Source organism: Arthrobacter sp. CAN_A6 (genome assembly GCF_015751715.1).
GTDB lineage: Bacteria > Actinomycetota > Actinomycetes > Actinomycetales > Micrococcaceae > Arthrobacter_D.
Map to the genome: position 1 here is coordinate 132,160 of NZ_JADOUV010000007.1, position 14,613 is coordinate 146,772.

At 68.0% G+C, this 14,613-nt stretch carries 12 protein-coding genes; 9 read left to right on the forward strand and 3 right to left on the reverse strand.

All coding sequences use genetic code 11. The features are described 5' to 3' along the window. The first annotated feature begins 25 nt into the window (after positions 1-25). Positions 26-304: a DUF4193 domain-containing protein gene (locus IWX75_RS12630; protein WP_196822695.1), complete on the forward strand. Its 279-nt coding sequence runs from the start codon at positions 26-28 to the stop codon at positions 302-304. 15 nt (positions 305-319) lie between these two features. Here the strand turns inward: IWX75_RS12630 and IWX75_RS12635 are convergent, their stop codons facing one another. Then, positions 320-781, reverse strand: coding sequence for a DUF3093 domain-containing protein (locus IWX75_RS12635; protein WP_196822594.1), 462 nt, complete (start codon positions 779-781; stop codon positions 320-322). Between the two features lie 203 nt (positions 782-984). On the opposite strand from IWX75_RS12635, the gene dut reads away from it, so the two are divergent. The 4 genes from dut (at position 985) to IWX75_RS12655 (ending at position 3,426) form a co-directional block, all read left to right on the forward strand. Beyond that, on the forward strand, positions 985-1,503 hold the full coding sequence (gene dut, locus IWX75_RS12640; protein ID WP_334684319.1) for a dUTP diphosphatase: 519 nt from the start codon (positions 985-987) through the stop codon (positions 1,501-1,503). An 82-nt stretch (positions 1,504-1,585) separates the two neighbouring features. Continuing rightward, positions 1,586-2,332 carry a DUF3710 domain-containing protein gene (locus tag IWX75_RS12645; RefSeq protein WP_196822595.1) on the forward strand — a complete coding sequence of 249 codons (747 nt, stop codon included), beginning with the start codon at positions 1,586-1,588 and terminating at the stop codon, positions 2,330-2,332. Between the two features lie 6 nt (positions 2,333-2,338). Beyond that, a complete protein-coding gene (locus IWX75_RS12650; RefSeq protein ID WP_196822596.1) occupies positions 2,339-2,668 on the forward strand; it encodes a hypothetical protein in 330 nt (109 codons plus the stop codon). Further along, positions 2,668-3,426 (forward strand): DUF3159 domain-containing protein, encoded by a 759-nt coding sequence (locus IWX75_RS12655; RefSeq protein WP_334684320.1) that lies wholly within the window; start codon positions 2,668-2,670, stop codon positions 3,424-3,426. The genes IWX75_RS12650 and IWX75_RS12655 overlap by 1 nt, the downstream gene beginning before the upstream one ends. Here IWX75_RS12655 and IWX75_RS12660 read toward each other — a convergent pair. Further along, positions 3,412-4,140, reverse strand: coding sequence for a potassium channel family protein (locus tag IWX75_RS12660; protein ID WP_334684321.1), 729 nt, complete (start codon positions 4,138-4,140; stop codon positions 3,412-3,414). The two genes, IWX75_RS12655 and IWX75_RS12660, sit on opposite strands and share 15 nt — an antisense overlap. Beyond that, on the reverse strand, positions 4,137-4,811 hold the full coding sequence (locus tag IWX75_RS12665; RefSeq protein ID WP_196822597.1) for a potassium channel family protein: 675 nt from the start codon (positions 4,809-4,811) through the stop codon (positions 4,137-4,139). The genes IWX75_RS12660 and IWX75_RS12665 overlap by 4 nt, the downstream gene beginning before the upstream one ends. A gap of 115 nt (positions 4,812-4,926) precedes the next feature. Between IWX75_RS12665 and IWX75_RS12670 the strand changes: the two genes are divergently transcribed. From IWX75_RS12670 to IWX75_RS12685, 4 genes are all read left to right on the forward strand, one after another. Next, positions 4,927-6,903, forward strand: a complete 1,977-nt coding sequence (locus tag IWX75_RS12670) for an APC family permease (RefSeq protein WP_334684322.1) — start codon at positions 4,927-4,929, stop codon at positions 6,901-6,903. A gap of 5 nt (positions 6,904-6,908) precedes the next feature. Beyond that, entirely contained in the window at positions 6,909-8,273 is a 1,365-nt protein-coding gene (locus IWX75_RS12675; protein ID WP_196822599.1) for a class I SAM-dependent RNA methyltransferase, read from the forward strand. Positions 8,274-8,440: 167 nt separating this feature from the next. After that, positions 8,441-10,414 carry a 1-deoxy-D-xylulose-5-phosphate synthase gene (gene dxs, locus IWX75_RS12680; RefSeq protein ID WP_196822600.1) on the forward strand — a complete coding sequence of 658 codons (1,974 nt, stop codon included), beginning with the start codon at positions 8,441-8,443 and terminating at the stop codon, positions 10,412-10,414. A 367-nt stretch (positions 10,415-10,781) separates the two neighbouring features. Next, positions 10,782-14,426, forward strand: coding sequence for an Rne/Rng family ribonuclease (locus IWX75_RS12685; RefSeq protein ID WP_196822601.1), 3,645 nt, complete (start codon positions 10,782-10,784; stop codon positions 14,424-14,426). Positions 14,427-14,613 lie beyond the last annotated feature (187 nt).

Genomic DNA, 14,613 nt, shown 5'->3' on the forward strand with positions numbered 1-14,613 from the left:
CGCCACGGTGTGGATTACGGCGGAAATGCTGAACAATAATGCTGGACTCCAATGGCAGGACAAAAGAGAGGCGGCAGGAAAACTGATGACAGACCAGTCCCCGGTGATCGATGAGGACGAGATTGAAGCAGCCGATTCTTTCGAGTTGCCGGGCGCCGATATGTCGGGCGATGAACCGGTGGTCGAGTTCCTGCCGGCCCAGGCCGACGAATTCACGTGCTCGTCGTGTTTCCTGGTGCGGCACCGCTCCCAGATCGCGGAGCACGAAGGCGGCCTGCTCTACTGCCTGGACTGTCGGGGCTGAGCCGGAGGGGTCCGCTCAGGAGGCCAGCGCCGCCACGAGCTTCTCCGGTTTCCGGGTGGAGGTGAGCCAGTAGGGGGTCCGGTCTTCGGGATCGACCACCTCGATCTTCACGACCGGGGAGATCCAGCCCCGGATGCATAGGTAGGCCAGCCCGTGAAGCGAAGTGCCGCGTTCACGGGTGGCGTCCTCCCCTCGGTACAGCTCCACGGATCCCAGGTAGCGCCGCTCGATGGTGGCCCGTCCGACCGTCAGCGTCGATCGTGTCACCGCGATGCGCGGGGTGGAGAGGATGAGCAGGGTCGTGATGATTCCGGCCAGAACTACGGCGGCGACGTAACCGATGCTGATGTCGATCGGCGCGAACGTCACGATCGCGGCGCTGGAGACTCCCGCCGCTATGAGCCAGATCCACGGGGACGGCCACAGCTTCTCCTCGTAGAGGACGACGTCGGCGGATCCTTCTGCGGCGGTTGGCATGCTCCAACCATTCCACCTTTTCCAGCGGGTTTCATCCCGGCCATCAGGCGACGGTAAGCCAAAGAGGCTAAAGTAATTTCCTGTACCTGCCGCGGGCCCGGCGGACCGGGTGTTCCGGTGGTGAGGAGCGAAAGCTGCGGGTGCGCACAATCCCCACCTGGGATGAGACCCGATTGCCTAGACCCCGATTGTTGGAGACGCTGGTGCCTGACACACAAGAGGACCTGCCGGTCCAAATTCGAATGCTCGACGACGGCCTCGAGGTTCCGGCCTATGCCACGCCCGGAGACGCCGGCGCTGACCTTTGCAGCCGGGTGGATGTCTCCCTCGCGCCGGGGGAGCGGCTCCTCGTCCCCACGGGTGTCGCCATCGCGCTGCCCGAGGGGTATGCAGGCTTCGTCCATCCCCGCTCGGGACTCGCCGCGCGGCACGGGCTCACGATCGTCAACGCACCCGGCACCGTGGACGCCGGCTACCGCGGCGAGATCAAGGTCTGCCTGCTGAACACCGACCGCGGCAACACCGTTCATCTCTCCCGAGGCGACCGCATCGCCCAACTGGTCATCCAGCGGGTGGCCCGCGCCGAATTCCAGCAGGTCGGCGAGTTGCCGCAGTCGGTCAGGGGCGCGGGCGGATTCGGTTCGACGGGCGGTTTCACAGCGGGCACCGGGTCCCCCGCCGAACAGGACCGGTTCCGGAGGGACGAGAGCAGCCGGACATGATTTTCACCCTGTTTCATGGTGCGCACCGGATGGCGTGCACCCAGCATCGAGGACACAATCGTCAAGGGAAAGGAACCCACTCATGGTTTTTGGGCGCCTGAAGAAGAACAAGCAGGACGAGGCGGCTGCGGAACCCGCCGACGGGCAGGCAGCAGACGCAGGAGACGCGGTGAAGGCCGACGCCGGGGCGGAAGTGGTCAGCGCCGCATTCATCCGCGACGGCGGCCCGTTCGATTCCACCGAGAAGGAAGCGCTCGACGGCTATATCGATCTCGGTGCGCTCCGCATCGGTGCGGCAGAAGGCCTTCAGCTCCGGTTGGAGGTCGAGGAGAAAACCAAGCGCGTCATCGCCGTGACGCTGGACCTCAACGGTTCCACTCTCCAGCTGCAGGCGTTCGCCGCTCCGCGTACCGGAGGCATCTGGGACGACATCCGCGAGCAGATCGGACTGTCGGTCGGATCACAGGGCGGAACCGTCGAGGAGAAGAACGGAACGTTCGGCACTGAACTGATGGCGAAGCTGCCGGCGCAACTGCCCGACGGCCAGCCGGGTCACCGTGTGGCGCGATTCGTCGGTGTGGACGGTCCACGATGGTTCCTTCGGGGTGTCTTCGGAGGACGCGCGGCGATCGACGCCGACAATGCGGCTCCCGTCGAAGCGCTCTTCCGCAGCGTCGTGGTGGTGCGCGGCGATCATCCGCTGCCCCCGCGGGAGCTCCTGCCGCTACGGCTGCCCAAGGACGCGCAGACGACGCCGCCTCCACCAGCACCTGCCCGCCCGGACCTCAACCCCCTCGAGCGCGGCCCCGAGATCACCGAGATCAGGTAGCGGTTGGTGCCTGGTTTTCGGGCTGCGTCGCATCGCTCGACTGCTGGTTCGCCGGCTCCCGCGGCCAGGGGGCGCTTCGGCGGCCGCGGCTTCATCGACCGCGTCACCATCCAGCCGACGACGAGCGCACCCCAGTTCGCGGCGATCGTGAAGCTTTCCGGCGTTGCGGGTTCGCCCGCGGTGCGCATCCGGCTCGTCTGGATGGGTCAGCGGCGCGTGCCGGGCATTGTGGCCGGTGTCGAGCTGGCCTTCGAAGGGATGGCGAGCCAGGTGGACGGGGTTCCCACCATCTACAATCCCCGCTACGAGATCATCGGACGGCCGGAGGAACACTAGTGGACAGGCGCGACACGTTGAAGAAGCACGAGAACGACGAGAACCCGGACAATGAGAACCAGCACGACACCACGGAGAGCGTTCCCGGCACCGGTGCACCCGGCGCCGCCGGTTTCGCATCGCAGTACGCCGCCTCCTCGGGCGTCAGGCGCGATGCCGCCGGGCAGATCGACGTGCTGTCCTCGATCGGCGGCAAGCAGGGCCTCGCCGAGAGCGTCATCCCCGGGCTCGTGTTCACCGTGCTCTTCACCATCACACGCGATCTCACCGTGTCGCTCATCGCCGCGCTCGCCTCCGCCGCAGTGTTCTCGGCAATCCGGCTGGTGTCCCGCAAGCCTCTCACCCAGGCACTGTCGGGACTCATCGGCGTGGCGATCTGTGCCTTCGTGGCGCTTCGCACCGGAAACGCCGAGGACTTCTTCCTGCCCGGGTTCTACGTCAACGGTGCCTACATCGTGGCGATGGTCATCTCGATCGCGGTTCGCTGGCCCTTCGCCGGGTTGCTGTTCGGCTTCCTCCGTGGTGAAGGGGTCGAATGGCGGAAGGACTCCCGCCGCGTCCGGGCCTACGCGGCGGCAACCTGGATTCTCGTGGCGGTGCTGGCCCTCCGGCTGGCAGTGCAGCTTCCGCTGTATCTGGCGGAGAACATCGCGGCACTTGGATCGATGCGCGTGGCCATGGGCCTGCCGCTCTACGCCCTCGGTTTGTGGTTCGCGTGGCTGATCTCCAAACCACCCGTTCCGTCAGAGCACCGCTGAGGAACCGCTGGGATCAGGCGGCGCGCTCTCAGGCTCGTCCACTTCCCGCGCTCCCTCCCGTGCCGAGAGCGCGAGGCGCAGCGCGTCCTCCGCCGCTATCGCCGCAAGGAAGAACACTTCGTCGCCCGCTTCCACCACGTCGTCGGGGCTCGGAGTGATGGGGGCGTCGTCGCGCAGGATCGCCACCACCGCGCAGTCCTCGGGGAGCGAGATGGAGCCCACGGTATGGCCTACCAGCGGCGAGTCCTGCGGCACCGTGAACTCGACGATGGACGACACCCCGGCCTGCAGCGTCAGAAGCCTCACGAGGTCGCCGATCTCCACGGCCTCTTCGACGAGCGCTGTCATGAGGCGCGGTGTGTTGACAGCGACGTCCACGCCCCAGGAATCGTCGAACATCCAGTCGTTCTTCGGATTATTGACACGCCCCACGGTGCGGCCTACTCCGAACTCGCTCTTGGCCAGCAGCGACACCACGAGGTTCACCTTGTCATCACCGGTTGCGGAGACCACGACGTCCGCCTCGTCCAACCGTGCGTCCTTGAGCGTCGTGAGCTCGCAGGCGTCGCCGATGAGCCACGTCGCTCCCTTGAGGCCGCTGCGCCCGACCGCCTCGGGCTTCTCGTCGATCATCAGGATTTCGTGCTTGTTGGACAGGAGTTCCCGGGCGATGGACGAGCCGACACTTCCCGCCCCGGCAATTACCACTCTCATTCGTCCTCCTCCTGCGGTCCCTTGGCGAGCACGCGCGCAATCTCGTCGGTCGCCGTCGTCTTCATCATCGCGTGGAGGATGTCACCCTGCTGGTAGCTGGTTTCCTCGGACGGAAGGATGCCCTCGCCGAAGCGCGTCAGGTAGGCGATGCGGACACCGCCGGCCGACTCGATGTCCCGGAGGGAACGGCCCAACCAGGCATCGTCGAGAGCCAGTTCGCCAAGGATCAGCCGGCCCGAGGTCTCGCGGAAATCGCCGTTGATGCTCTGCTCCGGCAGGATCCGCCGCAGCACCTGATCGGCGCTCCAGCGCACCGCGGCGACGGTGGGAATGCCGAGGCGCTGGTAGATCTCCGCGCGCCCCGGGTCGTAGATGCGCGCTACCACGTGGGGCACGTGGAAGGTCTCACGGGCCACCCGCGTGGCCAGGATGTTCGAATTGTCGCCGCTGGAGACGGCGGCGAAGGCATAGGCTTTTTCGATGTCGGCCTGCTTGAGCGTGTCGCGGTCGAAGCCCACCCCGGTGACCCTCCTGCCTCCGAAGGAGCCACGCAACCGGCGGAACGCGCGGTCGTCCTGGTCGATTATGGCGACCGTATGGCCGGACTCGTCGAGCGTATGGGCCAGGCTGACGCCTACCCTGCCGCACCCCATGATCACGAAATGAGCCACCGAGGGCACCCCTGTCTGCTGCGTTGTGCGGCGGCCATCCGGACCGTTCCGGCTGCCGCCACCTGCCTCAAGCCTAATGGGTTGGAGCGGGCCCAAACGCGCTAGTCTGTGGGCTGTGCTGACTTTTTTCGAGGCCGTCAAGCGGGTGCTGGTGGGCAAGCCGTTCGCCAGTGACCGGCTGCGGCAGCGCAGCCTGCCGCGATGGCTGGCCATGCCGGTGTTCTCCGCCAACGCCTTCTCGTCGGTGGCTTACGCACCGGACGAGATCCTCCTCACCCTTGCCCTCGCCGGAGTTGCCGCCGTCGCCGTTTCCCCGTGGGTGGGGCTGGCGGTGATCGTGGTCCTGCTGGTGGTGATCGCGTCCTATCGGCAGGGAGTGCGCGCCTACCCGACGGGCGGCGGCGACTACGAGATCGCCAAACGGAACCTCGGTCCGCGGGCCGGGGCCACTGTGGCCTCTGCCCTCATGGTCGACTACGTCCTGACCGTCACGGTATCCGTCTCCGCAGCGGCACAATACCTCGTGGCGCTGGCGCCGGGCCTCGTGGCATTCCGGGTGCCGCTCGCGGTTGCCGGGGTGGCGGTCCTGGTCCTGCTCAACCTGAGGGGGTCGGTCGGCGGAGCGCGGGCGAGGGCCGTTCCCACCTACATCTTCCTGGCAGCAGTCGCCGGCCTGTGCCTGACAGGTCTTGTCCAGGTGCTCGCCGGAACCCTGCGGGAAGCCCCCAGCGCCAGGTTCGAGATCATTCCGGACCCGGCCTTCGATGCCGGTCTGGTCGGCCTGGCGGGGGCACTGCTGGTACTGCGGGCCTTCTCCGCCGGAGCGGCAGCGCTTACCGGCGTCGAGGGGCCGGGCTCCAACGTGCCGAGTTTCCAGGCACCCAAAGGCCCCAACGCCGCGTCGACGCTCCTCGTGCTCGGAGTCGTGTCAGCGGCAATGCTCGCGGGCGTCATCTACCTCGCCAATGCCGCCAGGGTCCATGTGGTGCAGGACCCGGCCGCGCAGCTCCTGCTGGACGGCCGGCCTGTCGCGGGGGAGTACATCCAGCACCCGGTTCTCAGCCAGCTCGCGTCCACCGTGTTCTCCGCCGACTCCGTGCCCTTCTACCTCGTTGTCGCTGCGACCGCCCTGATCCTCCTGCTCGCGGGTCATGCCGCGTTCACTGCCTTCCCGGTCCTCGCGTCGATCCTCGCGGCCGACGGCTACCTTCCCCGCCAGTTGCGCACGCGCGGTGACCGCCTCACCTTCAGCAACGGCATCCTGGCCCTCGGGCTCGGCGCGGCCGTGCTCATCCTGATCTTCCGGGCCGACGTCACCGCGCTCGTCCAGCTCTATATCGTGGGCGTCTTCGTCTCCTTCACCGTGGGCCAGCTCGGGCTGATCAAACACTGGACCCGGAACCTGCGCAGCACTGTCGACAAGCCCGAGCGGCGGCGGATGCAGAAGTCACGGGCCATCAATACGCTCGGCTTCGTCCTCACCGCGGCGGTCCTCGTGGTGGTCCTCGTGACGAAGTTCGAGTTCGGTGCGTGGATCGCCCTGCTGGCCATGGCTGTGCTGTTCGTGTCGATGCGCGGGATCAAGCGACACTACGACGCCGTCGCCGAGGAGCTCGCCATCGACGACGCCGTGAGGCTCCGTGCGCTTCCTTCGCGCGTCCACGCCGTCCTGCTCGTCTCGCATGTCCGCAAACCCGTGCTGCGGGCGCTCGCCTTCGCGCGTGCCTCCCGCCCGTCCAAGCTCGATGCCGTCATCGTGGACGTCGATCCCGAGCAGACACGGCGTACCCTTGAGGACTGGGAGAGATTCGAGATCCCCGTTCCCATCACGGTTCTCGCCTCGCCCTACCGCGACACCATCACGCCCATCCTCGAATACATCCGCACGATGCGCCGGGACTCCCCGCGGGACCTCATCGTCGTCTACATCCCCGAGTACGTGGTGGGCAGATGGTGGGAGCAGCTCGTCCACAACCAGACGGCACTGCGCATCAAGACTCGCCTCCACTTCGTTCCGGGGGTGATGGTGGCCAGCGTTCCCTGGCAGCTGGCGTCATCCGATGCCAACCAGAACTTCCAGAACCTTAAGTAGAGGCAATGACTTCCGTATCCGACACTCCAGCTCCGCAGCAGTCCACCCCTGACTCCCTGCCCTTCGACGGCTCCCCGGTGCTCGAAACCCGGATCGAACGCCCCGCGCACGGCGGCCATTTCGTGGCACGGATCGACGGGCGGGTGGTTTTCGTCCGGCACGCGCTGCCGGGGGAGACGGTGCGGGTCCGGCTGACCGAGCAGGACGACGACGCCAGCTTCTGGCGTGGTGACGCCGTCGAGGTCCTTGAGCCATCGCGGCACCGGGTGGCCCACCCCTGGCCGCTGGCCGACTCACTCAAGAGCGCAGCGCGGGGCCAGGCGCCGGTGGGCGGGGCCGAGTTCGGGCACATCGCCCTCGCGGAGCAGCGCCGGCTCAAGGGTGAGATCTTCACCGAGCAGCTGTCGCGCCTTGCCGGGGTCGAGCATCCCGTCGAGGTGGAAGCAGCACCCACCGAGTCCCCCGACGGGCTCGGCTGGCGTACCCGCACCGCCTTCGCAATCACCGCCTCCGGCCGGCTCGCCATGCACGTCCACCGGTCCAGCGACCTCGTGGCCGTTGCCTCGATGCCCCTTGCGGTGAACGCCATCAACGCCCTCGGGCTGTGGAAGATCGACTTCTCGGGAATGGACCGCGTCGACGTTGCGGCCGGTTCGGGAGGAGGGGTGCCGTTGGTGCTCCTCGTGCCGGCGGCCGGCACGCCGGCCCGGCGTCCTGCAGCCATCGCTGCGCAACTCAAGGGCGCATCGGTGGCAGTGCTCGACGTCGAATCCGGGCGTGCGCAACGCATCACCGGGCGCACCTGGCTGCAGGAGCGAGTCGGCGATTCCGACTACCGGGTGACGGGTGCCGGGTTCTGGCAGATCCACCGTGGCGCGCCGTCGGTGCTGGTGGATGCGGTGCTGGCCGGCCTTCAGGTCACTCCGGGGGAGAAGGCGGCCGACCTGTATGCAGGGGCAGGGCTTTTCACCGTTCCGCTTGCCGCGGCCGTCGGCAGCGGCGGATCGGTCCTTTCGGTGGAGGGCTCCGTCGGCACGAGCAAGGACGCCCGCCGCAACCTCCACGGACAGGACCACGTGTCGATCGTGGAGGGCAGGGTGGACACCGTGCTGGACTCCTGGGAGGGGCCTCTCGATGTGGTGCTCCTCGACCCCCCACGGGCGGGGGCGGGAAAGCGCGTCGTCGCGCAGCTTGCCCAGGCGAAACCCCGCGCCGTCGGTTACGTCTCATGCGACCCTGCATCGTTCGCCAGGGACCTCGGCCTGTTCCTTGCCCGCGGGTGGTCGCTCGACCAGCTGAGGGTTTTCGACCTGTATCCGCACACGCACCACATGGAGTCCTTCGCAGTGCTGAGCCCGCCTGCAGGATAAGCGCCCGCCTGCGTCGCACACCTGAACCGGCTGCGTCGGAGGACCTCCGACGTCGGGCGCGGATTCAATGGCACCCTGCCGTGGTGCCGAACGTTAGAGTTAACGCGAATCATTAATGCAGATGATCGGCGGAGTCTCCGCCGCGGACACGAACGGAGGAGGCGCCGATGGGACTTCTGGAAACAATCCGCAGCCCTCAGGACCTGAGCAGGCTTTCCGAGCACCAGCTCACCGTCCTCGCCGAGGAGATCCGCACCTTCCTCGTGACGAACGTATCCCGGACCGGCGGGCACCTCGGCCCGAATCTGGGGGTGGTAGAGCTGACGCTCGGCATCCACCGGGTTTTCGACTCGCCGCGCGACAGTGTCATCTTCGACACCGGGCACCAGTCATATGTGCACAAGCTCGTCACCGGTCGCCAGGATTTCAGTACACTCCGTCAGGAGGGCGGCCTTTCCGGCTACCCCTCACGGGCGGAGTCGGTGCATGACGTCGTCGAAAGCTCCCATGCGTCGTCGTCCCTGTCCTGGGCCGACGGCATCTCCCGTGCCCGCGTCCTCAATGGTGAGGGCGACCGCTACACAGTGGTCCTCGTGGGCGACGGCGCCCTGACCGGCGGCATGGCCTGGGAAGCCATCAACAACATCGCCGCGGACAAGCGGCGCCGCGTGGTGATCGTGGTCAACGACAACGGCCGCTCCTACGCTCCGACCATCGGCGGTGTCGCCGACTACCTCGCGTCGCTGCGCCCGGCCCTCGACTCCGTGCGGACGCACCGCGTCTACGAGCGGACCCTCGACTGGTTCAAGGGCCGCCTGCAGAATGGTGGTCCGGTGGGGGAATTCGGCTACAAGAGCCTCCACGCCATGAAGAAGGGCGTCAAGGACTGGTGGGCCCCGCAGGGCCTCTTCGAGGACCTCGGCATGAAGTATGTGGGACCCGTGGACGGGCACGACCTCGGTGCCGTGGAGCAGGCGCTCCACCTCGCGCGGAATTACGAGGGACCGGTCATCGTGCACATGATCACCGAGAAGGGCCACGGGTACGCACCCGCGCGGGCCCATGAGGCCGACCAGTTCCACGCCGTCGGCATCATCGACCCCGAGACCGGTGAGCCCGTCGACGCCGCCGGCAAGCAGTCCTGGACGTCGGTGTTCGCGAACGAGATCGCCGACATCGCGGACGAACGCCCCGACGTCGTCGGCATCACCGGCGCCATGCTGATCCCCGTTGGACTGCACCGGTTCGCTGCGCGTCACCCGGACCGCGTGTTCGACGTCGGCATCGCCGAACAGCACGCCCTGACCAGCGCGGCAGGCATGGCGTTCGGTGGGCTCCATCCCGTGATCGCCCTCTATGCGACGTTCCTGAACCGGGCCTTCGACCAGCTGCTCATGGATGTGGCCCTCCATAAGGCCGGGGTCACGATCGTGCTCGACCGATCCGGGGTCACCGGACCCGACGGTGCAAGCCACCACGGCATGTGGGACATGTCGCTGCTGCAGGCAGTGCCGGGACTCCACCTCGCCGCGCCGCGCGACGCGTCACGGCTGCGCGAGGAACTCCGGGAGGCCGTGCAGATCTCGGACGCACCCAGCGTGGTGCGGTACTCGAAGGGCACGGTGGGCGCCGAGGTCGAGGCGATTGAACGGCTCGACGACGGCGTGGATGTCCTGTTCCGCCGCCCCGCCGGGTCTCGGCTGAACGATGTCCTGATCGTCAGCGTCGGTGCCATGAGCGAGCTCGCCCTCGACGTGTCGAACCGCCTCGGAGCACAGGGCATCAGCTCCACGGTGATCGACCCGCGGTGGGTGCTGCCCGTGCGTCGATCGGTGATCAGCATGGCGGCGGAGCACCGGATCGTGATCGTCATCGAGGACGGTGTCCGTGCGGGCGGCGTCGGATCCCGCATCCGGCAGGAAATGCGGTCGGCGGGCGTGGACACGGCGCTCAACGAGGTGGGCCTCCCGGTCGAATTCCTCGACCACGGCTCACGAAGCCAGGTCCTGAAGCGTGTGGGGCTGACCGCACAGCAGGTGACCCACGACGTCGTCGCGCAGGTGCTGGGCACCAAGGTACCTGTCGCGCGGCCCCTGGCCGGGCAGGAAGCGCCGGCGACCGGCCAGTTCCCGACGCTCTGACGCCACCCTAACCGGAGTTCCCGATGCTGGTGTGAGACAATTGCCGTGGTCGGTGGGGAACCCACATTTCCCCGCTGGTCCAGTGACAGGCTTCCGCTCTGCGGGCGATGCGCCCGGCATCGCCAGTCTCCAATCGGGGCTGGCCGCCGGGAATCCGCCTCGCAGATTCTCCGTCCATTTCGACGGTCAAGTCGGAAAAGCGCCACTGGTCTTCGAGTGATGCCGCACCCCATTGCCGGTGCGACCTCGGATGGCAATGACAACGACTTCCGGACCGCCGCGGGGAAGATGCCCGCGGCAGGCCGACATACTGCCCCCGAGGGTGCTTGGATGTGGCCGGCGCCGCAAGGGCTGGAGCCGTATACCCATGAACCAGACTGACCAGCAGCCAAGCGAACAGATCAACGAACCGACCTTCGAACCTGAAGGAGGATCGGGGCCGGCAACGGCGGACGCGCAGGAGGCCGGCACCGCTGCCCCCGCGAAGAGGGCGCCACGGGTGAGGCGCAAGGCAAGCTCGCCGGCCGGCGCTCCGCCCGCTGTCCTTCAGCCCACACCCCTCGAGCCCACCCCGACCGGGGACTCCGGCCGGACCGGACCGGAATCGACCGGCTCCGCGGCCGACGAAAGCGCCATCGACGGCACGGTTCCAGTGGCGCCGCGCAAGCGGGCCTCCCGTTCACGCAAGCCAGCGGTGGAACCGGCGGAAGAGCCGACTGCCGACGCCGGTGCTGTGCCGTCCGTCGACCTGCCTGCTTCATCGCCATCAGCCGCGACCGATGAGGCGCCGGCGGACGCTCCGGCAAACGCTGAAGCCGACGCCCCGGCCGCCGTTGCAGACGTCGCCCCGAAGGCCAAGGCTCCGAGGACCCGTCGCCGTGCTGCCACGGCCGAAGCCGGCCCCGCTGCACCGGTGAGCGTCGTCGAACCGGAGAATCTGCCCGACGCGTCCGCCGACGCTGCGTCCCCGACGTCGAACGCCGACGAAACGACCGGTGCCGGTCACGACGACAGCACTGGAGACGTGGACCCCGGTGCCGAAAAGTCCACCCGGACGCGGAGGGTGGCCCGCAGCCGCCGTGCTGCCGCCGGTCGGACCGCCGTCGAAGCATCGTCGGAAGACCCCGACGTGACCACCGACGCCGTTCCCGGAGACGCTGCTCCGGATGGTGCCGGCGCTGCGAGTGCCGATGCCGTTCTCGGAGACGCTACTCCGGAGGGTGGCGGCGCTGCCACGCAGGACCCTTCCGCCGATTCGGGTCGGGGCGCAGAGCCGGCGCGGGCCTCCCACGCCAACCCCTTCGCTCTGCCGGAGTCGCCCCTGTCACTGCTCTTCCATGCCCCCGACCTCACTGCCGCTGTGCAGCCTGTCAATGTCGCTGCGTCTCCCACCGGGGATCCTGCCGAGGACGATAATGACGACAACGACGGCGACGACGATTCGGGCCGCAGGCCGCGGCGAAGCCGCCGCAGCAGGGGGCGGGGCCGGGCCGATGGCGCGGACGCTCCTTCCTCCGACAGGAATAGCACAGACAGGAATGGCACAGACAGGAACGCCTCAGCCAGGGGCGACACCGACAGGGATGACACCGACGGGTCGGAGGACCGGGATTCCGATCGCGGATCAGGGGACGAGTCGCCGAACGGCGTGACGTCACGCCGCCGTCGCCGCCGCCGCCGCGGCGAACAGGACCTGGAGCTGACAGGCGGCGAGGACGATGACCCGCCCAACACCGTAACGCGTGTGCGCGCACCGCGGCAGAGCAGCGAACCGGTGTCGGACAGTGTCACCAGTGTCAAGGGCTCGACGCGTCTTGAAGCCAAGAAGCAGCGCCGGCGCGAGTCCCGCGACACGGGGCGCCGCAGGCAGGTCATCACCGAGGCGGAATTCCTCGCCCGGCGCGAGTCGGTCGACCGGCAGATGGTGGTCCGCCAGCGCGACGACAGGATCCAGATCGGAGTGCTCGAGGACGGAATCCTCGCGGAGCACTTCGTATCGAAGACGCAGCAGGACTCCCTGATCGGCAACGTCTACCTGGGCAAGGTCCAGAACGTGCTGCCCAGCATGGAGGCTGCCTTCGTCGACATCGGACGCGGGCGCAATGCGGTGCTCTACGCCGGAGAGGTGAACTGGGACGCCGCGGGCCTCGACGGCCAACCGCGCCGCATCGAACTCGCCCTGAAGTCGGGCGACGCCGTCCTGGTACAGGTGACCAAGGATCCCGTAGGACACAAGGGCGCACGGCTCACCAGCCAGATCTCGCTTCCGGGGCGGTACCTGGTCTACGTTCCGGGCGGTTCCATGACCGGCATCTCTCGCAAGCTGCCCGACGTCGAGCGCAACCGGCTCAAGCGCATCCTCAAGGACCGGCTGCCCGAGAACGCCGGGGTCATCGTCCGCACGGCGGCGGAGGGCGCCAGCGAGGAAGAGCTGACGCACGATATCAACCGGCTGCGATCCCAGTGGGAGCAGATCGAGGGCGCCTCTGCGTCGACGAAGACCCTCGCCCCGGAGCTCCTCTACGGCGAACCGGACCTCACCATCAAGGTGGTGCGGGATGTCTTCAACGAGGACTTCTCGAAACTGGTGGTCTCAGGGGAAGAGGCATGGGACACCATCGAGGCGTATGTCATGTACGTGGCTCCCGACCTGGTGGGCCGGCTCGAGAAGTGGACCGGGGACGAGGACATCTTCGCGGCCAGCCGCATCGACGAACAGATCTCGAAGGCGCTCGACCGGAAGGTGTTCCTTCCGTCCGGAGGGTCCCTGGTGATCGACCGCACCGAGGCGATGACCGTGGTGGACGTCAACACCGGCAAGTTCACCGGCAGCGGCGGAAACCTCGAGGAGACCGTCACCAAGAACAACCTCGAGGCGGCCGAGGAAGTGGTCCGGCAGCTGCGGCTCCGTGACATCGGCGGCATCATCGTGATCGACTTCATCGACATGGTGCTCGAAGCAAACCGTGACCTCGTGCTGCGCCGGCTCGTGGAGTGCCTGGGCCGTGACCGCACAAAGCACCAGGTCGCGGAGGTCACCTCACTCGGCCTGGTCCAGATGACCCGGAAGCGTATGGGCACCGGACTGCTCGAAGTCTTCGGCGAGGACTGCGAGCATTGTGGAGGAAGCGGAGTCGTCACCCACGAGGAGCCGGTGGAGCACCGTCGTCAGGGATTGCCGCAGGAAAACCAGCAACAGCAGCAGTCGCGCCAGGAGAAGCAGTCGCGCAACGAGCGCAAGCGGACGCGTGGCCGTTCGGCGCCGCAGGCGGAGGAATCCGTGCCCGTTCCCGCCCCTCAGCCTGACAACCCGGAGCGCGCAGCGAAGGCCGAGGCGGCCAGGACGGCGTTCGCGAGTATCGCTGCGGCGACGCATGCTTCCCACGCGTCGCACGAGGAGCACGGCGTGGATGCGGCGCCTGAACCGACAGTGCAGGTCAATGAGGCAGTGCTGACCATCAACGGCGAGACAGTCACCCTGCCGAGGGCGGAGGGTAACCGGCCCGCACCAGCAGGGGAGGAGCCGCGGCTGACCCTCGACAGCCTGACGGCTGCTTTCAACCGCGCACCGGTGGCGTCGGATGAGGGCGCCCAGACAGGGACGTCCTCGAACGACGGCGCGTCCCCCGGCAGCGGTGCCTCCTCGGACCGTGCCGGAACAGCTCCGAAGAACGGCGCTCAGAGCGGCACCGAGGCTTCGATCCCCGGCCGGGCTTCGGCGGGTGTCTCCTCCGGCCCCGCCTCGCCGTCGTTCGATGGATCGGAGACCGGCGCGGTCCCACCTGCGCCTCGACGCAAGCGGGCTCGCCGCGCGGCCAGCAGCGCGCAGGGATCGGCAGCGGGTTCCGCCATCGAGACTCTGGTCGCGGGCTCCGGTACGGCACCGGATCCGGACGGGTCGACGGCGGGCGGCCGGCACGTGGCCCGGCCTGCCGAGCCGGCGCCCCGCCCGACAGCGTCAGGCGCCGAACCCGTCATCTTCGGGGTCGGGGTTCCGGCTTCTGAACTGTGACGGGGACCGGTAGCGTCCGATAACAGCAGATCCAGGAACCGGGGCGGCGGTATCGCCCCGGTTCCTGCCTCCAGCTACGTATCGGGTGTCCGGGCGCGCCGGGAGGGCCCGCTAATTTGCGGGAACGCGCCCTTCTGGCGTAATCTTGATCTTCGGTGCACGCGCCCTCCAACCGGTATGTCCGGGG

Coding starts and splice junctions, on each gene's coding strand:
- IWX75_RS12630 (WP_196822695.1), top strand. CDS start 26: ATGCTGAACAATAATGCTGGACTCCAATGGCAGGACAAAAGAGAGGCG.
- IWX75_RS12635 (WP_196822594.1), bottom strand. CDS start 781: ATGCCAACCGCCGCAGAAGGATCCGCCGACGTCGTCCTCTACGAGGAG.
- IWX75_RS12645 (WP_196822595.1), top strand. CDS start 1,586: ATGGTTTTTGGGCGCCTGAAGAAGAACAAGCAGGACGAGGCGGCTGCG.
- IWX75_RS12660 (WP_334684321.1), bottom strand. CDS start 4,140: ATGAGAGTGGTAATTGCCGGGGCGGGAAGTGTCGGCTCGTCCATCGCC.
- IWX75_RS12675 (WP_196822599.1), top strand. CDS start 6,909: ATGACTTCCGTATCCGACACTCCAGCTCCGCAGCAGTCCACCCCTGAC.
- dxs (WP_196822600.1), top strand. CDS start 8,441: ATGGGACTTCTGGAAACAATCCGCAGCCCTCAGGACCTGAGCAGGCTT.
- IWX75_RS12685 (WP_196822601.1), top strand. CDS start 10,782: ATGAACCAGACTGACCAGCAGCCAAGCGAACAGATCAACGAACCGACC.